This window comes from Gemmatimonadota bacterium, from assembly GCA_022560615.1.
Lineage (GTDB): Bacteria > Gemmatimonadota > Gemmatimonadetes > Longimicrobiales > Gaopeijiaceae > UBA1138.
The window spans coordinates 1-20,570 of the sequence record JADFSR010000052.1 but is presented as its reverse complement, the minus strand read 5'-3'; the positions used below and the strand labels follow the sequence as shown (position 1 = coordinate 20,570).

Here is a 20,570-nt window from a genome sequence, read left to right as displayed (position 1 = left end):
CGAGCGCTGCGACCAGGAGAACGTCATCGAGCAGCTCAAGAATGGCGTCAACGCGCTACGGGTGCCGCTCTACGACCTGGTGAGCAACTGGGCCTACATGGTCATCGCGGCCTTGGCTTGGAACATCAAGTCGTGGTTCGCCATGATGATGCACCTGAAGCGGGACCGGAAGGAATATCTCGGCATGGAGTTCCGCCGCTTCATCCACAGCGTCATCCTCATACCCTGCCGCGTGACGCGGCAAGCGCGCAGCATCACGATCCGGCTCCTTGGCTACCAACCCACTCTGGACCGCTTCTTCAGCGCCTGGCGCACCATCGAGCGCACTGGCTTCGGGTAGTCACCGCGGTCTCCCAGAGTCCCAGACCGCTTACACGCTTGTACGGGCCGCTACGGCGCGGTCCAGGGATCTCTGCGCCCTGAACCCCCAAAAGGTCCCTGCACTCCGCCTTTGTGCCACCGCCACGCTGCCCGAGCGACAGAGGCCCGCCATTTCATGCACGCTTCTAAGCTGCTATAGCGCCCACCGCACGACCCGCAAGCGTTCTTGCCCAACTCGCTTATTTTAGGACTAGAGCACCCCGCCGCGGTGGTCCGTCGCATCGCGGCGAGCGGGATCGAGCGACTCACCGGCGAGCTCGTCGAGGTCGACACCGACGAGGACGCGCCCGAGGTCCGGCAAGGGAGCGTCGAGCTCGAGTATGACCCGACCGTCATCGACTGGACCTATCTGGAGACGATCGGCGATAGCCCCCGAATCGCGTTCGATACCAACCGAGGCCGGGTGTTGCTGGAGCTGGATACCGAGCAGGCTCCGCACGCCGTGCAGACGATTACGCGCTTGATCCGCGAGGGACGCTTCAACGGCGTGCCGTTCCATCGCGTCATCCCGAACTTCGTAGCCCAGGGGGGAGACGTGGACGGAGGCACCGGCAGGGGTGGGCCCGGCTTCCAGATCACCAGCGAGTTCAACCAGTTGCCGTACGTGCGGGGCGCGATCGGCCTCGCGAGTGCCGGCAAGGACACCGAGGGCTCTCAGTTCTTCCTCGCCCATACGCGGCTTCCGCACCTCGACGGCGGGTATACCGTGTTCGGGTGGGTGGTCGAGGGGCTAGGCGTGATGGACAGCATCGTGCGAGGAGACCAAATCGTCACCGCCTCGGTGCTTACGCGTGGGTAGGGAACGCCCGCGTCAGCTTCCACATCGCACCATTTGGCACTAAACACCGTTACCCTGTTCAGGCTTCCGGTCATTGACCGATAGTCGCATCTTGTTTACGGTGTTTACATGTCATATCAGAGAGAGAAGATCCTGGCCGCTGCCGTCGAGCTCTACTTGCAGGATGGGCTTGACGGCTTTTCGATGCGGAAGCTCGCGAAGCAAGTCGGGGTGACGGCGCCTGCACTGTACCGGCACTACGACGGGAAGGAGCACGTGCTCGCGGACGTGATGCGCGAGGCTCACCGCGCCTTCATGTCATACCTCTATCGGGCGATTGAGGCTCCCACGCCGCTCGAGCGCTTCTCCGGCGCAGGCGAGCGCTACCTCGACTTCGCGCTCGAGCACCCGCGGTGGCACGCGATCCTGTGCTTTGGACCGGAACAGCTCGGCATGGGCGAGTTGCCCGCGGATATCGAGGCCATGAGTAGCGCCCGCCACCAATTCTGGATCGATCGCGTACGTGAGTGCATGGATGCCGGGATCCTGAAGGACGGGGACCCGACGCAGACGGCTCTGACGATGTGGGCGCACGCGCACGGGCTCCTGCAGCTATATCGCCACGGGCACTTGCGGATCGAGGAGATGGAATTCCGCGCACTTTTCGAGGAATCGGGTGTGCGCTTGTTGAGCGGGGTCGCGACGGAAGCCTTCGCCGCCGAGCTCGCCGAGCGGTACATCGACACTTCGGCCTCCGTCGAAGCCTGAGAGAGGAAGAGAAGGGATGATGCGAATAGATATTCGCCGGTTCAGCGGCTCAGCACCGGTGGCGTTCATGTTGTTCATCATGGCCGGGGCCATCGCGCCGCGTGCGCTCGACGCTCAAGAGTCGGCTGGTGCGATGGGGCTCGAGCAGGTCGTGCGCACTGCCCTCGGCAGCAACCGGGACGTGATCGCCGCCCGGCTGGGGCTGCGCGAGGCGAACGAGCGCGTCTCCGAGGCGTGGAGTAATGTCTATCCCACGGTAGACCTCAACGTGAGCTATACGCGCAATATTTCGCCCCCAGTGAACTTCCTGCCGGCCGCGATCTTCGATCCGACGGCCGGCCCGGACGACTACATCGTCGTGCAGTTTGGTGCGGACAACCAGTGGACGTCTTCGCTCAGCGTCGAGCAGCCGCTCTTCCGACCGAGCGTCTTCGTCGCGCTCGGGGCGGCCGGGCGCTTCGAGAGCCTTCAGGAAGAGTCGGTACGCGGACAGACGCAGGCCGTGGTGACGCGAGTCCGAGTGGCCTATTACCAGCTACTGCTTGCGCAGGAGCAGGTGCGCCTCACGGAGAACTCGCTCCATCGCGTGCGCCAGTCACTCGATGAGACGCAGGCGTTGCACCGTGCGGGGTTGGCGTCCGAGTACGACGTGCTCCGGCTCCAGGTCGAGTTCGCCAATATGCAGCCCAACCTGCGGCGCGCGCAGAATGCCTCCCTGCAGGCACGACGTCAGATCGCGGTGGAGCTCGACGTCTCGGACCAGGAGTCGCTGGAGGTCAAGGGCTCGCTCGCGGAGATGGATCTCGAGAACATCGAGGCCAACACACCCGCGAATCGGGAGGTGTTGGCGTTCACGGGTTTCCAAGGTGGCGTCGGTGAGGCCGTGCGGGTCGCGGGTGACCTGCGGTCCGACGTGCGTCAACTCGAACTCATCGAGGACCTACGCCGCAGCGAGATGCGACTCGAACAGGTGAGCTACCTGCCCGAAGTGACCCTGTTCGGGAACTACATCATCAACGCGCAAGACAACGGCAGCCCCAACTTCTTTGCGCGGGGCGATGGGCAGCGCGCGTACTCTCGGATGGTCGGGGTGCGAGTGAGCATCCCGATCTTCCAGGGCTTCAGTCGTGATGCCCGCATCGACCAGAAGCGCGCGCTCGTGCGCCAGGCCGAAGCCCAGACACAAAAGGGCGTCGACCAGGCGGTAGCGCAGGTAAAGAGCCTGATTGAGGCGACCGACGAGGCGCGCCTGCGTGCACGGGGGCAGCGCCTGGCGGTCACTCAGGCCGAGCGTGGCTTTGAGATCGCCAGCGCCCAGTACCGGGAAGGCCTCAGCAGCCAACTGGAGCTCACGGACTCGGAAGTCGCGCTGCGACAGAGCGAGTTCAACTACGCACAGGCTGTTTACGACTACTTGGTGGCTCGGGCTCAGCTCGACGAGGCGACGGGGCGTGTCCCGCTCGTGGACGTCGACGCCCAGGGCGGGCGTTTCTAGGTGGGATAGATGACGATGAAGCAGGTCTTGAAGAATGGAGAGACGACGCGGGCACGGATGAGCCGGCTGCCGGCGGTGCTGGTGACCTTGGCGATGGCGGGGTGTGGCGCGGTTCAGGCCGACGCGACGGACGACGCACCCAGCGGTGAAGCGTCCGTGCGCGTGATCAACGTCGAGACCTCGACGGTGACTTCCCGCGTCTTCGTAGAGGATATCCGGCTCACCTCGGTGGTCATGGCCAACCGAGACGTCCTGGTCGCGGCCGAGGAGAGCGGGGTCATCCGAGAGATCTTCCTGGAGAAGGGCTCACGGGTCTCAGCCGGGGAAGCGATCGCGAAGATCGACGACAAGGTGCTCACAGCCGACGTGGACCAGGCGCGCGCCCGGGCCGAGTTCGCGTCCCAAACGTGGGAGCGTCGCAAGCGCCTCTGGGAGGAGGACCAGGTCGGCTCGGAGATCGCGTACCTCGAGGCGAAGTACGGCCAAGAGGCGGCGGCGGCGAACCTCGCGGGCCTCGAGGAGCGGCTCGCGCGCACGGTTATCCGAGCGCCGTTCTCGGGTATCTTCGACGAGCGGCACATCGAGGTCGGGTCGATGGTGAGCCCCGGTCAGTCCGTGGGCCGCCTCATCGACCTGAACCCGGTGAAGGTGGTCGCCGGAGTTCCCGAGCGGTATGCCGCCGACGTCGCGGTAGGCGCTCAGGCTATGGTGACTTTCGACGTGCTCGGTGATGAGGTCTTCTCGGCGCCGATCAGCTACGTCGGCTCGACCGTGGATCCGAAGAACCGGACGTTTCTGATCGAAGTCGTGCTCCCGAACCCCAACGGTCTCATCAAGCCGCAGATGGTTGCGAACATGTCCGTGACGCGGCGAGAGGTCGCCGACGCGCTCGTCGTTCCGCAGGATGCGCTCGTGCGCGTCGAGGGCGGCTACGTCGTCTTCGTAGTCTCGGAGTGGAACGAGGGGACCGTCGCGGAGGTGCGCCCGGTCGAGCTCGGGCCGACGCGACGCAACCTGGTGGTGATCGAGGCGGGTATCGAGCCCGGAGAGCAACTCATTGTGGTGGGTCAGAGAACCGTGTCCGATGGCGACCGTGTCAACGTGGTCGGCCACCGGGACCGAGAGTGATCATGAATCAAGACGATCACGACAGCGCCAAGGCCGGGGCCGAGCCGCCTGCGGACTTTCGCATGCTCGAGCGCTTCAAGGAGTTCCGCGTGACGAGCTTCGCGGTCGAGCACAGAACCTCGGTCATGGTCCTGCTGTTCATCATCACGCTGATGGGCGCGCTTTCGTACCGGGCGATCCCGAAGGAGTCGTTTCCCGAGATCGCGATTCCGATGGTCGCGATCAACACGATCTATCCGGGTGTGTCTCCCGCGGACGTCGAGAGCCAGGTCACGCGCGTGATCGAGGAGGAGTTGTCGACGATCAGCGATATCGAGGAGCTGACTTCGACGTCGGTCGAGGGATACTCGAGCATCACCGCGCAGTTTGGGACGGCGGTCAACCTGGATGAAGCGCTGCAAAAAGTGCGTGAGAAGGTCGACCTGGCGAAGCCCGATCTGCCGGACGACGCGGAGGACCCGACGATCGTCGAGATCAACTTCTCCGAAATCCCCATCATGCAGGTGAATTTGTCCGGAGACTTTGGACTGGTTCGCCTCAAGGAGTTGGCCGAAGACCTTCAGGACAGGATCGAGGCGATTCCTGCGGTGCTGCGAGCGGACCTGCACGGAGGACTCGAGCGCGAAGTGAAGGTCGACGTCGATCTCGCGCGCCTACAGTTCTATGGGGTCGAACTCCAGGACGTGATCGAAGCGATCCAGAACGAGAATGTGAACATCCCGGGTGGCTCGATCGACGTCGGAGACACGAAGTACCTCGTACGCGTGGACGGTGAGTTCGACGACCCGATGCTCATCGCGGACCTCGTCGTCAAGATCGAGGGCGGTCGGCCGATCTACATTCGCGACGTCGCTACGGTCGACTTCGGCTTCGCGGAGCGTCAGACGTTCGCACGCATGAATGGAAGCGCGGTGGTCACGCTGGACGTGGTGAAGCGTTCCGGCGAGAACATCATCGAGACCGCGGCGGCCGTGAAGGCCGAAGTGGACGCGATGCTGCCCATGATGCCGCCGTCCATCTCGATCGTGATCACGTCCGACATGTCGGAACAGATCGAGCAGATGGTTTCGAGCCTCGAGAACAACATCGTCAGCGGACTCATCCTGATCGTCGTGATCCTGTTGTTCTTCCTGGGTGCGGGCACGTCGATGTTCGTGGCGGTGTCGATCCCGGCGTCGATGTTCCTGTCTTTTATCATGCTGAAGCTCATGGGCATGACGATGAACATGATCGTGCTCTTCAGCCTGATTCTCGCCTTGGGCATGCTCGTCGACAACGCGATCGTCGTAGTCGAAAACATCTACCGGTATTTGGAAGAAGGCTGGGACCGCACGCTCGCCGCGAAGAAGGCTACGGGTGAGGTCGCGGTGCCGATCATCGCGGCAACGGCGACCACGCTGGCCGCGTTCGCCCCGTTGCTCTTCTGGCCCGGGGAGATCGGCGAGTTCATGGGCTACATGCCTCGTACGCTCATGGTGACCCTGTCGAGCTCGCTGTTCGTCGCCATCGTCATCATTCCGACGCTGTGCGCGATGTTCATGACGCTGGACTCGACTCCGAGGAAGCCGTTGCGGCCCGCGATGCGGTGGACGCTCATCGGTGGGGCCGCGCTCGCCTTCCTCGCCGTTGCGGGCGTCAACCCGCTCACCGCCGTCCTACTCACCGCGACGTTCGTGGGCCTGTGGGCGCTGCATCGCTTCGTATTGGAAGGTACGGCCCGGCGCTTCCAGCATGGCTTGCTGCCGCGCATCAGGGACTTCTATGAGCGCCAGCTGCGTTCCGCCCTTCGCAACCGGTTCGTTGTTGTCGGCGGCACCGTCGCCGCGTTCGTTACCACGGCCGTCGTGTTCGCGCTGTTTGGTAGGGGGACTGAGTTTTTCCCGGAGAGCATGCCTCCGCCGCAGCTGTTGGTCGACATAGAGACGCCCGTCGGAACCCGCGCGGCGGTCACCGATTCGATCGTGCTTCGCATCGAGGAGGAGCTCAAGAGCCTCGGGGGACAGGAGGACTGGGAATCAGTCGTCGCCGTCACCGGAAGTGCCGGAGGCAGTGGGAACCCTATGGCTGGTGGGCCGAGCGGACCGGAGGGCGGTCGCGTGACGGTCTCGCTGGTCGACTTCCAGGACCGCGGCCGGGATGCCTTCGACATGCTCGCCGAGATGCAGGCGACGATCGGGCGGGCGGTGGCCGGAGCCACGATCACGGTGGACAAGATCACGCAGGGTCCGGTCCAGGGTGCGCCGGTGAGCATCGAGCTGGTCGGGGAGGATCCCGAGCAGTTGAAGGCGTTGTCCTCGCAGTTGCTTGACGTTCTCGAGGGTGCGCCAGTGTACCGAAAGCTCGTCGGTCTCGAGAGCGACCTGGACGCGGCGCGGCCCGAGCTGTCGATCCAGGTCGACCGCGAGAAGGCTGCGCTGTACGACCTGAATACGTCGGAGGTCGGTTGGGCGATTCGCGGGGCGATCAACGGGATCGAGGCGGCCAAATACCGCGACGGGAACGACGAGTACGACATCATCGTCCGACTCGCCGAGCCGTACCGTCAGGAGCTGGAAGGCCTCCGCGAGTTGACCATCATGGCCGAAGGGGGCATCCAGGTGCCGCTCGTTTCGATCGCGACGTGGAGCGTCGAGGAGGGTGCGGGCTCGATTCGCCGGAAGGACCAGACTCGCATGGCGACGATCAGCTCGGACGTCGCGGCCGGGTACACGAACAACGCGGTGCTCGCGGAAGTGCAGGAGACCCTGGCGAATTTCGAAGGCAGCCTGCCGCCCGGATATACGCTGCGCTACACCGGCCAGTCGCAGGATCAGGATGAGGCCCAGGCGTTCTTGGGGGGCGCTTTTCTGATCGCGCTGATGCTGATCGGCTTCATCCTGATCAGTCAGTTCAATTCGGTCGTGAAGCCCGTAATCATCCTTACGTCCGTGATCATGTCGACGATGGGTGTGCTGATCGGGCTGATGATCTTCCGCATGCCGTTCGGTGTCATCAACACCGGCGTCGGTATCATCTCTCTGGCCGGTATCGTCGTAAACAACGCGATCATCCTGATCGACTATATCGACGTCTTGCGGGAGCGGGACCACATGGATCGGCGCGAGGCGCTGGTGCAGGGCGGTCTAACGCGATTCCGTCCGGTGGTGCTCACGGCGTTGACGACCGCGCTCGGCCTGGTGCCGTTGGCGATCGGTTTGAACTTCGACTTCTTCGGGCTTTACACCTCCCTCAATCCGGAGCTCTACTGGGGCGGTGAGCAAGCGGCGTGGTGGGGCCCGATGGCGATTGCGATCATCGCGGGTATTCTATTCGCGACCTTCCTGACGCTGATCCTGGTACCCGTCATGTACTCGCTCATCGATGACGCGACGGACTTCATCCGGCGCCACTTCCTCAACACGGAGGGGGCGGACTACGGGAAGCGAGAAGGCTTCGAGGGCGAGCCTGAGGCGGCGACGGGCACGGGTTCCGGGGAGGCGCTTCCTCCGCCGGCGCCGCCCGTGATTCCCGAGCCTGTCGGGGCGACTTTGGAGAAAGTCGACGTGGATCCGTTCTCGATGCCGGGTCTCGAGCCGCGGACGGATGCCTCCTAGTCTGAACGAACTACGACTGGCGCTCCGGAGGGCACGCCGACGCCCCTGGAGCGATTCAGGCGCTCGTGGTCAGCCGCCTTGGGGGCGGGGGGCTCGCATTGGTCCTATTATAAGGGCCATCGCTGCGGGAGTAGCGATGCTCTTCTCTTCTTCGTGGTTGGATCCGGTGTCCCCGGATTCGTGACCTCGATTTTCTTCACCGTGGTAGGTGTGTGGGCCTTGCACTCCTGGACGAAAGTGGCGGAACTGCGGCGACTGTCGCTGGTGATGGGGTCCGGCGTGGAAGGAGAGGCCGGTCGATGAGACGGCGCAGCGTACTTGGCCTCGCGGTCGTCACGGCGAATCGCTCGCTCGTGGTGCGCGGTCGCTACGACATCCCGCCTGTCTCGGCCATTTCGGGGTTCTCAGCGGCTTTGGGACATTGAGCGAACTTCCGATCCGCAGGGTGCTATGGGTCATGCTTGCGTACGCTGTCGGCGCCGCGGTCGTGTTGCCGGCGCTCGATTGGCTGCAGCGTGTTCTGGCGCTGCCGCCGCTGTTTGGAACGCTGGCGCGCGGCGGAATGCTCCTCGGCGTACCACTCGCGATTCTGTTAGCGTGGCGCTACCCGGAATTGGGGGCAGGGGAGCACACCCTGGTGGACGAAGGTGCCATCAGGGATGACACCCGCCCGTAGTCGACATGGCCGGCTCAGATGACGCGGCGAATACCACCACCCAGTAGGCACGATACTGCGTCTCGCCGTTCTCCGCGTAGCCCACACCCACATGCTCCGCCTCCAGGTGCAGATTGTTCGCTCGATGCGTAGGTGAGTCCATCCATGCGGCGAACGTCGACGGAGCGGTCGAATAACCGGCAGACGCATTTTCGGCCACGAAAAGCCACGGATAGCTGACCCGGTCCGCGCGATCGGCTGGTAAGCTGCCGTCGGAGCCGTTGTGTCCCGAAAAGCCTCCGGCGGCCATGTCCTCAGCGTGCGCCTGCGCCGCTCTGATGAGGCGTACGTCCACTCGCAGCTCCGGCAGCTTCTCGCGCGCGCGAGTGAGGTTCAACAGGGATACGATCTGCTGACCACGAGTGGAGGGACACGACCGGCCTCCGGTGCCGGGCGCTCGGGAAAGCGCGCAACCCGAAAGCAGGAGCGTCAAGGCGGTGCACAGCGCTCTCATGGGGGCATTCACCGGAGTCTCCAGCTAAGAGAGCGAGGCTGAGCAACGTGAGCAAAACGCTGCGGCTGAGTCGTTGCTGACGTGCCCGCACTCCTCGCACATACGGGCTGGGTTTCCCCGATTCGTGCGCGCCGCCGTCAGCTCAGCGGTCACGATGCCCGTCGGCACCGCGAGGATGCCGTACCCGAGTATCATGACCAGCGAGGCAACCGCCTGACCGAACGGAGTCACCGGCGCGATGTCACCGTACCCAACAGTCCCGGCATGATTCGCTTGCCAGCTCTGGACGGATTCGAGCATCACCGTCGCAATGCTTCCCAGGATCGCGACGATGAGCAGCACGTCGGAGGCCTTCCCAGCGCGTGTATCGTGCCGAAGATTACCTCGTAGGTGCAGGCGCGTGTGGAGTCTTCAGCCCCGGCCGAGTCGAAGGTTGCCATGTAATCTCGCGTTGGAGAGTCGAGTGGTTGGCGCGAAAGCTAGCAGCTAGCAGCCCGTGGCCACCGCATGGCACTCGCAAGACCCAATCGGAGCATGTGGATGCAGATCGAGTTGCGCGCCATGATCCCGGACGACTGGCCCGCTGTCCGGGAGGTCTATCGACAGGGCATCGATACCGGAGACGCAACCTTCGAGCGCGAGGTTCCTGATTGGGAGGCCTGGGATGCGCGCCGGCATTCCAAGTGCAGGTTCGTCGCGGAGTCCGACGGGACGGTGGTCGGCTTCGCGTGCGTGAGCCCCAGCTCGAAGCGGGCCGTCTACGCTGGCGTCTGCGAGGTCATGGTCTACGTCGCCGAAGGACACCGAGGACAGGGGATCGGGAGCCTCCTCATGACGTCCATGGTAGAGGCCACGGAGGCCGAAGGCATCTGGATGCTGCAGGCGGGTATCTTCTCCCCGAGAACGTTGCGTCGATCCGGGCACACGAGCGCGTCGGGTTCCGCGTGGTCGGCACCCGTGAGCGCATCGGCCGATTCCACGACGGTCGCTGGCGCGACACGGTTCTCATGGAGCGCCGCAGCGCGGTCACAGGACTGGAGTGACCGCGAGCACTAGGGCGTGATGCTTACCGAGTAACTCGTCGTGAATTCGATGAACTTGCTGATCTCCGTCATGTCCTGGCCCACGAATCGAATCGTGTGGCTGTCGACGCGATCCACGTTTGGCAGGTACGCCATCAGTTCGGCTGGCATGTAGTTCTTGAAGGAGATCTCCAACTCGATGGGCCCCTCTATGACATAGGGGCGGAAACTGTCGAGACGACCGAGAGCGGTCCTTACTCTTGCGGCGATCAGCGCATACGACGCCTCCGGCATCAGCGTTCGGGCGCTGTGGAAGCCGAGAGACCACTTCACCACGGCTCCTTCCATGTCTCCAACGACACGCTGTGCCTCTTCCACCACGGCGTCGTCGCCCGAGATCATGACCACCGGTACTCCGAAGTCTCCGGCTATCGCGGCGTTGATGCTCGCCTCGAGCATGTCGACGCCGTTGAGCCGCACGGCGGTGAGATTGGCACTGGATATCGTGTGTGCGCGCACCCCCCGAGTATTGGTGGTGCTCGAGTGGTATCCGATGAAGATCACCGCGTCGAACGTCTCGTCGATGCCCTCCATCATCATGTGAGGCCGCGGCCACGACCGTATGAGTTGTACATCCGGCGGGAGGTTCTCGATCAACAGATTCTCACCATTCCCATGTGAGTCCGAGACGAGAATCTCGGTTGCGCCCATCTCACGCGCAGCTTCGATCGCCGCGTTCACTTCATGGGTCATGATCGCCCGGAAGCGCTGATACTCGAAACCCGACGGTCCGAGCTGATCACTGGTCACCACGCCGACGACGCCCTCCATGTCGGCGGAGATGTACACCTTGAGGCCGTCCTGTTGGGCGGCGGCTGGATAGGCCGCACCAGAGAGAGCGACCGCCATTGTTGCGAAAACGAAGCGCTTCATATTGCCTCCGCGACTGTCGAGTGCCGTGACTCACGTGAAGGGAGTGGAAGGGAACGCGCGTATCTTCGGGGGTAGGGAGCGGTGCGGCAACGCCGGGCGCCAGAAGGGGGCTCGCGCTGCTTACGCTCGCCGCCGGATGTGACCTCACGTACTCCCTGAACCTTCCCGAGGCGGGACTCATGCTAGAAGCGACGGTGACCGCGGCAGTATGGGCGGTGGCGAACCTTGTCTACCTCGACCTCAGGCGTAAGGGTATCCACGGATTTACCCGGCTCGTTGCGTTCTGGATGGGCACCCCGACGACGTGGGTGTCATTCTTCATGGTGCGGGAGGGGAGTCAGCCGATGTTCGAACCGCCACCGGACGACGAGGCGCTTCTGCTGCTGGAAGTCCGGAGGGACCGGCTGCTGAGAGAACGAGCCGGACGGCACCCCTCGATTGGTGAGTCAGATCGCGAGGCGAGCACGCCTGAGCTCTGAGGCAGAGGGTGAACGCGTCCGCGTCGGGGCGTACCGACCCGATCGCCGAGACTTGCGTGACCTTGCCCGGCTAGCGCTTCCGGTCGCGGCGGTCCAGGTCGGTATGATGGCGATGGGAGCGGTCGACACGGTCATGGTCGGGCGCGTCACGCCCACGGACCTCGCAGCGGTTGCCATAGGCAATCTGTACTTCTTCGGCGTAGCGGTCTTCGGCATGGGCGTGCTGTTCGCTCTCGATCCGGTGATCTCCCAGGCGGTTGGGGCGCAAGACGCCAACGCGGTGGCGCGCGGTGTGCAGCGGGGCGGCTTGCTCGCACTCATACTGACCGCGCTGGCATCTGTACTGTTGCTGCCTGCCGGACCGATCCTGGGCGCGCTGCGGCAGCCGCCGGACGTGGTACCCGTCGCGGCTGCATACGCATGGGCTTCGATTCTCGGAGTCTACCCGTTCTACGGATTCGTCGTGCTGCGACAGAGCCTACAGGCGATGGGAAGAATTCGTCCCCTCCTCTGGACGGTGGCCGCCGCCAACGTCGTGAATGTCGTCTTCAACTGGATCCTCATCTACGGAAATCTGGGCGCGCCAGAGCTTGGCGCGGTTGGCTCCGGATGGGCGACGAGCCTCTCCCGTTGGTTCATGATGCTCATGCTCATTCTGGTCGCCTGGCCGCTGCTCAGGCCTTCGCTACGGCCGTTCCGCCCCGAAGCGATGGCGCTCAAGCCGCTGGCGCGGTTACTGCGCGTGGGTGCCCCCATCGGCGCACAACAGTCACTCGAGTTTGGCGTGTTCGGGGCTGCCGGATTACTCATTGGGCTCATGGGAACGATCCCAGTGGCGAGCCACCAGGTCGCGCTCCAGCTTGCCGCATTGACCTTCATGGTCCCAGTCGGGGTTGCGCAAGCCACGAGCGTCCTCGTGGGGCAGGCGGTCGGGCGAGCCGATCCGCCGGGTGCGCGACGCGCCGCAGGGGCGGGCCTCTTGGTCGGTGCCGGGTTCATGAGCGTGACCGCTGCGCTCTTCTTGCTCTTTCCGGAGCCGCTCGCGGCGATCTTCAGTGTCGATCGGCCGGTCATCGCGACCGCCGCGACGCTTCTTCCCATCGCCGGTGTTTTCCAGATCTTCGACGGGCTGCAGGTTGTGGCCGCGGGCGCGCTGCGCGGTGTCGCTGATACTCGCGTGCCCATGATCCTGAACTTCGTGGGGTTCTGGCTCGTCGGCCTGCCGATCTGCGTCGTGCTCGGGCTTTGGCTCGACTGGGGGCCGGCCGGCGTATGGTGGGGACTCGCGATCGGCATCGGGATCGTCGCGATCCTATTGCTGCACCGGATTCGCATCAGATTCGGCAGGGCCCTGAGACGAGTCGTGATCGATGACACAGACGCGGAACCAGTGAGTAGCGCATGAAGGATGCACGGGAACGGCACATCGAGGTGCCCAAAACGGCACGCTACTGGGTTCTCGGCGAGGACGTCGCGAACCCTGACGAGCTGTGGTGCGTCCTGCACGGCTACCGGCAGCTCGCCGCCCGCTTCCTCAGCCGTTTCGAAGGGATCGCCGACGGCAGCCGCCGGATCGTCGCGCCCGAAGCACTTTCCCGGTTCTACGTGAGCCTGGAGCCGGGCCGGCACGGTCCGGTATCCGTGGTAGGTGGCGCCTGGATGACCCGGGAGGATCGTGAGAACGAAATCCGCGACTACGTCCGCTACTTGGACATGCTGCACGACGAAGTCGGGATCGAGGGTGCACCGACCACGGTGCTCGCGTTCTCGCAGGGAGTAGCGACCGCATGCCGCTGGATCACGTACGGTAGGCTTCGCCCCCGCCGTCTCGTGCTGTGGGGTGACTATCTACCTCCTGACCTCGATATGGAGGCGGCTCGCGCCGCCTTCGCCGACACCGAGATATTGATCGTGCGGGGCACCGAGGATCCCGCGCTCAACGAGACGCTGCGGGCACAGGAGCAGGCGAGTCTAGACGCCGCCGGGATTCCTCACCGCTTCGTATCGTACGAAGGGGGGCACGACATTCACCTCGAGACGCTGAGCGAGCTGGCGCGGTCGTAGGCGTCCGGATCTTGCCAGGGTAGGCATGCCGGCACGACCGCTGGTCTTCAGAATTCCCCTACGAACTCGATCTCGGGGACCAACTCGTGTCCCGTCTCTCGCGCTACCGTCTCCTGCGCCAGGTCGATGAGGTAGCGCACCTCTCGGGCCGTTGCCCCGCCAAAGTTGACCACGATGTTGCCGTGCTTGTGGAAGATGCCTGCGCCACCGTGCACGTGCCCCTTCAGTCCGCACTCGTCGACGAGCCGACCTGCGCCTATGCCGTCGATCTTCTGGAAGACCGAACCAGCACACGGGTAGAGCCAAAGATCGGGGTGGCGTTCGTCCCGCCACGCGAGGTTCTCGCGCATGACCCGCCGAAGCTCGTCCGTGTCCTGGGGACGGAGTCGAAAGGTCGCCGAGAGCACGACGTCGTCGCGGTGATGCAGGATGCTTTGGTCGTATCCGAACTCGAAATACTCGACGTCGACGGTCTTGCGTTCGCCTTCTTCGGTCAGCAGGTCCGCAGACTCGAGAATCTCCTCGATGAAGACCGTTCGCTCCCGCTCCGGAGCGGGAGAGAGGAAGTGCAGATTCTGCCAGAGCGCGCCCCCCACCGTGCTGGGGATCCCGACGTAGTGGTGAAGCCCGCCGAGCCCTCGAGCGACGGTCGCGTCGATCAGATCGGGAAAGGTCTCAACACCGGCCCCCGTGCGCACGCGCGCGTCGTCGAGGAAGTCGATGCCGCCGACTTCCGAGCGAATGATCAGTCCGCGAAAGCCACCGTCGCCCACGAGAATGTTCGCCCCGCGACCGAGTAGGAAGTGTGGGACGTCCAGCCGCCGGGCGGTCTGAATGGCGAGCGCCAGCTCATCGACGGTGCGCGCGCGGTACAGCAAATCTGCGGGTCCGCCGATTCGGAACGTGGTCATCGGGCCGAGCGCCACATCACGCTCGATTCGGTCCGCGCCGAGCGCTTTCGTGAGGGCTCGTTTCGAGTCGGTCGTGAGCGTCATGGGATCCCGGCCGCCGGGTGTCCTGAGTCGGAGTGCAGATATGGTCTCGGGCGCGCGGCAAACATAGCCCTGGCTTCGGGAGCCCGGTAGCTTGGCCCGCGGTCGCAAGACGACCTCTTCATGAAAAGCTGATCCATGCGTTCCGTTGTTCTCTTGATCGTCATGTCGATGCTCGGTGTCACTCGAGTCGCCGCGCAGAGTCCGGTTCGGTATTCGATCTCGTTCCCCAATCGGGGACGAGACGCGCTTCACCAGTTCGCGAAAAACGTCTACAATTTCCGCCTGCTAGTTCCGCCCCCGCCTCAGCACCCGACCCGGACGGATGTTGCGGTACTGTCCGTTCTCGACGGCGATTGCGCCATTCACCAACACCCAGTCGATGCCCACGGGATATTGGTGCGGATCCTCGAAGGTCGCTTGATCCGAGACGGTCGCGGGGTCGAAGATCACAACATCGGCGAACCACCCTTCTCGGAGCTGGCCGCGCTCGCGTAGCCCCATCCTTTCCGCGGGCATCGTGCTCATCTTGCGCACGGCTTGCTCGAGTGAGAGCACGCCCTTGTCCCTCGCGTAGAGCCCGAGCACACGCGGGAAGGTGCCGTACCAGCGGGGGTGGGGATGTCCCTCGCCTGGCTGCGTCAGACGCCCGTCCGACGCGATCATCGTGAACGGGTGCGCCATGATGCGCTCAACGTCTTCCTCGCTCATGGCGTGGAAGATCGCGCTGGCTCCGCCTCGCCGTACGGCCTCGATCACCAGCCGGGCCCCGGTCTCGGGCGTCGATTCGAGCCCCTCCCGCATCGCCCAATCGTGCAGAGTCTTACCTTCGAGCGAGCGATCCCACGCCACGATCGCAAACTGGACCCGGTTGAGGTCGTTGCCGCCCCGATCGTTGACGATGTTGAACGCGATGCCAGCGAGGATGCTGTCGGCGAGCGCCGGGTCCTCCATCCGCTGTAACAGGTCACCGGTCCCGCCGGCCATCGCCCATGCCGGAATCAGGATCGTGATGCCAGTATAGCTGGCCGTGTACGGGTACTGGTCGATCATCGCGTCGGTGCCGGCCGCACGCGCGGAATCGACCATCGCGAGCGTCTTCACCGAGGCGCCCCACGTCGGTTGGCCGACGACCTTGTGGTGGGTCAGCACGATGGGGATGCTCGCACGCTTCCCTATCTCCAGCGCCTCTCCCACACCTTCGAGCAAGCCGAGCCCCTCCTCCCGGAGGTGCGACGTATAGAAGCCACCCAGTCGGCCGGCGACTTCCGAGAGTGCGACCACCTCGTCCAGTTCGGAGAACGCGCCCGGCAGGTACTTGAGCCCCGTGGAGATCGCCCAGGCGCCCTCGTCCATTGCCTGCGCAACCATCTCCTTCATGCGCTCGAGCTCGCTCGCGGTGGGGGCTCGGTTCTCCAGACCCATGACCGCGCGCCGCACCGTGTTGTGTCCGACCATGAAGCCGACGTTCATGCCGACGCCCACAGCGGCGACCAGCTCCAGGTGCTCCGCGAAGGGCCAGGGGCCCCCACCGTCGGGGCCGCCCAGCGCGGTCGTCACGCCCTGCCTCACGTGGCTCTCAGCGCCGGGCAGCCGCAGTAGCGGGTCGAGGTGCGCGTGCAGGTCGACGAAGCCGGGGGCGACGACCAGCCCGGTAGCGTCGATCGTGCGGCTCGCCCTCTCGGGATCGAGGGGCGTGGGCGACACTCTCACGATCCTGTCGTCCACGATCGCGACGTCGGCTCGAAAACCCGGTCGCCCGCTGCCGTTCATCACCGTGCCGCCCTGGATGAGCAGATCCCAGTCCGCGCTCGTCTCGAGGCGGATATAGGTCCCGTCAAACGAAGTGCTCCACACTGTTCCGCCATCGCTGGACACTTCCCAGAGCTGCCGCACCCGGTCTCGGCCTCCGTCCATACGCGACCAGGTGATGCGGTTGAGCGTCACCACCCCCGCGGAGTCGACGGTTTCGCCCTGCATGACCATCCGGCCGTTCTCGTATCCGCCCTCGAGCTGCAGCAGTGTCCCCTGGTTGTCCATCCAGGTCTGGTGCCAAACGCCTCGCGTCCGGTCGAAGATGTTGAGGCTCTGTCCCTCGTAGCCGGACGGCGTGGTGTAGTGCTCCTGGAGAACACACTCGCCCAGCACCAGGGAGAGAGTGTTGTGCCCCGCGAGGGCTCCGTTCGCGGCGCGCACCACCCACCGGCCCTCCCAGAAATCGAAGTGACGATTCGCCTCGGCAGAGCACGGTCTCTGGGCGCTGAGGGAGGCCGCTGTAGTGGCCAGGGCGACGGTCAACATCATCAGCGGGAAGCGGATCGAGCGCATGCGTTTCTCCGGAGCTGTTCGGATGGGTTAGCCAAAGTGCCGTGTGATGTACGCCTCGGCCAGCTCCCGATGTCGGGACCGAGGACTGTCCGCCTGTGGGACGCGCTTTCGCACATGCGCAACGGACACACCTAGACACGAGATGACATAGAGTGTTCTAGTGGGTTGATTGAGAACGAGTTACGAGGCGCGATGGGCGTTTGGCACGACCCTTTCTATAGAAGGATGCCGTCTGAGCGAATATTGCTCGGCCGGAGGGACGATGGGATGCGAAGGGTGGGGTCGGTGATCAGCCCGCCGGGTCCGGTCGAGCTCTTTCGCTCAGAACCACTTTGAGACTCGAATGAGGGTGAGACGGGTGAGGACGAAGACGAAAGCTGAAGGGTGGGAGTGGACGGTGGCCAGGGCTCTAGCGGCGGCACTCTTGTTATTGGCGCTGGCCGCGACCGCGCTCGTGGCGCAGCGGGCGCCGAGCCAGTTGACGCTCGAGGAGGCGATCGTGCTCGCCAAGGGCAACAACCCGCTCTATCTGAGCACACAGAACGACATGGCGCAGGCCAACTGGCAGACCCGGGAGGCGTATGCCGCGTTCTTGCCCACGGTCAACGTGAATGGCAGAGCGGCGTATCAGGAGGCGGGTGTTCAGCGACTGGGAGCACTGGAGTTCGACGCTCCAACGGATTGGGCGTTCTCGAGCTACAGCATGAACTTCAACATGGCGATCACGGGGAACACGATTTTCGGGATCGCCAACGCGCGTGCGAACAAGCGCGCGACGGCGGCGAGCGTTCGCGCCGCGGAGTGGAACCTCGAAACGTCCGTGGCGTTGCAGTACATGACCGCGCTGCGCTTCATGGATCAAGTCGACGTCGCACAGCGTCAGTTGGATCGCGCACGGCAGAACCTCCGGATCGTGAGCACGCGTGTGGAGACTGGTGCCGCGGCCGGCACCGAAGGAAGGCAGGCCGAAGTGGACCTCGGTCGGGCCGAAGTCGGCATGATCCAGGCGCTGCGCGACGTGAGGCAAGCCAAGCTTCTGCTTGCGGAGCGGCTCGGCGTCGCGCTCGATGTCGACGTCGAGTTGGCGAGCCAGTTCGATGTGTTCGAGCCCGACTTCGAGGTCGGGCCGTTGATCGATCAGGCTCTCGCGGCGCACCCGTCTCTGCGAGCCGTTGCTGCGCTGGAAAGCGCGAGCAAGGCTGCCGCGCGCCAGATCTCCACGAGCCAATATCTGCCGTCGCTTTTCCTGAGCACTAGCTTGAGCGGGTTTGCGCGGCAGGCGCTGAACGAAGATTTCGTAGCCTCGCAGGTCGACGGGCTAGCGGCCTCCCGCATCGGGAACTGTGAAGAAAAAAACGCGCTCAACAGCGGGTTGGCTGGCGGGCTTCCGGGTTGGGTGAACCAAGACTGCTCACAGTTTGCGGCGACTGACGATGCTCGTGCAGCCGCGCTGGCCGCGAACAGGCTCTTCCCGTTCGACTTCAGCTCCAACCCGGTGACCCTGAGCGCGACCGTATCGCTCCCGATCTTCACAGGCTTCACCGGTCAGCGTCAGGTGTCGCAAGCGAACAATGCCGCCGAGGACGCGGAACACAACCGTCGGGCGGAGGAGCTTCGGCTGAGGACGGCGGTCACGAACACCTACGACAACCTGGTTACGGCCTACCAGGTGATACAGGTCGAAGCTCGAAACCAAGCACTCTCCGAGGAGCAGTTGCAGTTGCAGCGGCGTCGGTACGCGCTCGGTGCCGCCGGCTTGCTCGAGCTCATGGACGCGCAGACGACCGTGACTACGTCGGATCAACTGTACCTGAACGCGCTGTACGACTTCCATTACAACTTGATCGCGCTCGAAGCGGCTGTGGGTCAGCCGCTCCCTTCACGCTGAACATTGGCTGAACTACTACTCGCCGAACTACTAGCGGAACTATTAAAGGGCTGACCGTGGACATCATTCGCGATACCAGACCGCAGAAGAAGAGGAAGCGGCTCGTGTGGAGTGCGGTGGGGGTGGGCGTCATCGCGCTGACGATCTTCCTGCCAAGGCTCTTGCCGTCGGCTGCGCCGAGCGTGGACGCCGCGACCGTGTGGAGAGACACCGTCGTGCGCGGCACGATGGTCCGCCAGGTGCGTGGACCGGGCACGCTCGTGCCCGAGCAGATGCGGTGGATCACCGCCCTCACACCGGGTCGCATCGAGCAGATCCTCGCTCTGCCCGGCACTGAGGTCGGCGAGGGTGATCTCATCATGGTCATGAGCAACCCTGACGTGGACATGCAGCTCCTGCAGGCGCAGCAGCAGCTGTCCCAGGCACGAGCGACGCTCGCGCAGCTACGCACGAGCTTGGCAACGCAGGAACTCACGCAGCGGGGGACCGTAGCGACGGTGCACACGCAGTTCCTCGACGCTGAGCGAAACTACGCGACCAACCAGCGCCTCTTCGATGAGAACCCGGACCTGGTGGCCCGCGCCGACCTCGATCGTTCCAAGGAACAGGTCGACGAACTGTCGATTCGGCTCGAGATCGAGGAGGATCGCCTCGAGGTGATCGCCGGCACCGCTCAGGAGCAGCTCGACGCGCAGCTCGAGCAGATCGAGCGTCTGACCGAGATGGCGGCATTCAACAGGGATCGTCTGAGGTCGATGCAGGTGACGGTTCCGGTCGCCGGTGTACTCGCGCCGCTGGACATCCCGCTCCAGGAGGGACAGTGGGTGCAGTCGGGGCAGAACCTGTCGCGCGTAGTCGTGCCGGGTCGGCTCAAGGCCGAGATTCGGATCCCGCAGACCCAGGCGCAGGACATCGTGGTCGGCCAGGTCGCGTTGATCGATACGCGTACCGACACGATCGTGGGTCAGGTCGTTCGCATCGATCCGGCGGTGAGAAACGGAACCGTGACGATCGACGTCGCGCTTCCGCGGAACTTGCCGCCTTCGGCGCGTCCGGACCTGAGCGTTGACGGCAATGTGGTCATCCAGAGGCTTCAGGACATCGTGTACGTGGGGCGTCCGACCTTCGGCCAGGCGAACGCGCAGGTCAGCATCTTCAGACTGACCGAGGACGGCCAGTACGCGGACCGCGTGACCGTCCGTCTCGGGGTCAGCTCGGTGAACGAAATCCAGGTGCGGGAGGGTCTGGAACCCGGCGACGTGGTGATTCTGTCGGACATGTCCCGGTGGGACGGCTTCGACCGGGTGAAGCTCAGAAACCGATAATCAGGACTTCCTTCGGAGCCTGCCACCGCGGTGATGTGGTGTTGCGGTGGTGATGAGGGGGCGGGCGCCGTGGGAGCTTTCAAACCCAAGGGTAGAGGGGACGACGATGGCTGGAGATCATCCGCTGATTTACATGGAGGGCCTGAGCAAGGTCTTCTACACGGAGGAAGTGGAGACGCACGCGCTGTCGAACATCAACCTGTCGATCGCGACGGGTGAGTTCGTAT

18 protein-coding genes and 1 pseudogene are annotated in these 20,570 nt (G+C 64.3%); 14 read left to right on the top strand and 5 right to left on the bottom strand.

The features are described 5' to 3' along the window. The 7 genes from IIB36_18405 to IIB36_18375 all read left to right on the top strand — a co-directional run. Positions 1-340 (top strand): transposase (locus IIB36_18405; GenBank protein ID MCH7533713.1); only part of this gene is annotated, 340 nt, incomplete at its 5' end. Between the two features lie 399 nt (positions 341-739). Next, positions 740-1,180, top strand: a complete 441-nt coding sequence (locus IIB36_18400) for a peptidylprolyl isomerase (GenBank protein MCH7533712.1) — start codon at positions 740-742, stop codon at positions 1,178-1,180. A gap of 108 nt (positions 1,181-1,288) precedes the next feature. Continuing rightward, positions 1,289-1,927 carry a TetR/AcrR family transcriptional regulator gene (locus IIB36_18395; protein MCH7533711.1) on the top strand — a complete coding sequence of 213 codons (639 nt, stop codon included), beginning with the start codon at positions 1,289-1,291 and terminating at the stop codon, positions 1,925-1,927. Positions 1,928-1,943: 16 nt separating this feature from the next. Beyond that, a complete protein-coding gene (locus IIB36_18390) occupies positions 1,944-3,422 on the top strand; it encodes a TolC family protein (GenBank protein MCH7533710.1) in 1,479 nt (492 codons plus the stop codon). A gap of 9 nt (positions 3,423-3,431) precedes the next feature. After that, positions 3,432-4,550: an efflux RND transporter periplasmic adaptor subunit gene (locus IIB36_18385; protein ID MCH7533709.1), complete on the top strand. Its 1,119-nt coding sequence runs from the start codon at positions 3,432-3,434 to the stop codon at positions 4,548-4,550. A gap of 2 nt (positions 4,551-4,552) precedes the next feature. Next, on the top strand, positions 4,553-8,143 hold the full coding sequence (locus tag IIB36_18380; GenBank protein MCH7533708.1) for an efflux RND transporter permease subunit: 3,591 nt from the start codon (positions 4,553-4,555) through the stop codon (positions 8,141-8,143). A 421-nt stretch (positions 8,144-8,564) separates the two neighbouring features. Beyond that, a complete protein-coding gene (locus IIB36_18375; protein ID MCH7533707.1) occupies positions 8,565-8,819 on the top strand; it encodes a hypothetical protein in 255 nt (84 codons plus the stop codon). On the opposite strand, the gene IIB36_18370 is transcribed toward IIB36_18375, so the two are convergent. Next, complete coding sequence (locus IIB36_18370) at positions 8,797-9,324, bottom strand: CAP domain-containing protein (protein MCH7533706.1); 528 nt, start codon at positions 9,322-9,324, stop codon at positions 8,797-8,799. The genes IIB36_18375 and IIB36_18370 overlap by 23 nt on opposite strands. A gap of 12 nt (positions 9,325-9,336) precedes the next feature. Beyond that, positions 9,337-9,612 (bottom strand): hypothetical protein, encoded by a 276-nt coding sequence (locus IIB36_18365; GenBank protein MCH7533705.1) that lies wholly within the window; start codon positions 9,610-9,612, stop codon positions 9,337-9,339. A gap of 240 nt (positions 9,613-9,852) precedes the next feature. Between IIB36_18365 and IIB36_18360 the strand changes: the two are divergent. Beyond that, positions 9,853-10,355 (top strand): annotated as a pseudogene (locus IIB36_18360) (N-acetyltransferase). Between the two features lie 9 nt (positions 10,356-10,364). Here the strand turns inward: IIB36_18360 and IIB36_18355 are convergent. After that, positions 10,365-11,267 (bottom strand): M55 family metallopeptidase, encoded by a 903-nt coding sequence (locus IIB36_18355; GenBank protein ID MCH7533704.1) that lies wholly within the window; start codon positions 11,265-11,267, stop codon positions 10,365-10,367. Positions 11,268-11,446: 179 nt separating this feature from the next. On the opposite strand from IIB36_18355, the gene IIB36_18350 reads away from it, so the two are divergent. From IIB36_18350 to IIB36_18340, 3 genes are read left to right on the top strand one after another with little or no spacing between them, the layout of a single operon-like run. Continuing rightward, positions 11,447-11,746, top strand: a complete 300-nt coding sequence (locus IIB36_18350; GenBank protein ID MCH7533703.1) for a hypothetical protein — start codon at positions 11,447-11,449, stop codon at positions 11,744-11,746. 52 nt (positions 11,747-11,798) lie between these two features. Beyond that, on the top strand, positions 11,799-13,151 hold the full coding sequence (locus IIB36_18345) for an MATE family efflux transporter (GenBank protein ID MCH7533702.1): 1,353 nt from the start codon (positions 11,799-11,801) through the stop codon (positions 13,149-13,151). Further along, positions 13,148-13,810, top strand: coding sequence for a phospholipase (locus IIB36_18340; GenBank protein MCH7533701.1), 663 nt, complete (start codon positions 13,148-13,150; stop codon positions 13,808-13,810). Before IIB36_18345 ends, IIB36_18340 begins: the two co-directional genes overlap by 4 nt. Positions 13,811-13,857: 47 nt before the next feature. Here IIB36_18340 and murB read toward each other — a convergent pair whose 3' ends face one another. Further along, entirely contained in the window at positions 13,858-14,805 is a 948-nt protein-coding gene (gene murB / locus IIB36_18335; GenBank protein ID MCH7533700.1) for a UDP-N-acetylmuramate dehydrogenase, read from the bottom strand. A gap of 285 nt (positions 14,806-15,090) precedes the next feature. Next, positions 15,091-16,719 (bottom strand): D-aminoacylase, encoded by a 1,629-nt coding sequence (locus IIB36_18330; GenBank protein ID MCH7533699.1) that lies wholly within the window; start codon positions 16,717-16,719, stop codon positions 15,091-15,093. A 769-nt stretch (positions 16,720-17,488) separates the two neighbouring features. Here IIB36_18330 and IIB36_18325 point away from each other — a divergent pair. The 3 genes from IIB36_18325 to IIB36_18315 all read left to right on the top strand — a co-directional run. Further along, entirely contained in the window at positions 17,489-19,018 is a 1,530-nt protein-coding gene (locus tag IIB36_18325; protein MCH7533698.1) for a TolC family protein, read from the top strand. Between the two features lie 56 nt (positions 19,019-19,074). Next, positions 19,075-20,343 (top strand): HlyD family efflux transporter periplasmic adaptor subunit, encoded by a 1,269-nt coding sequence (locus tag IIB36_18320; GenBank protein ID MCH7533697.1) that lies wholly within the window; start codon positions 19,075-19,077, stop codon positions 20,341-20,343. 106 nt (positions 20,344-20,449) lie between these two features. Further along, positions 20,450-20,570, top strand: a 121-nt coding sequence (locus IIB36_18315; GenBank protein ID MCH7533696.1) for an ABC transporter ATP-binding protein, incomplete at its 3' end; no start/stop codon positions are given.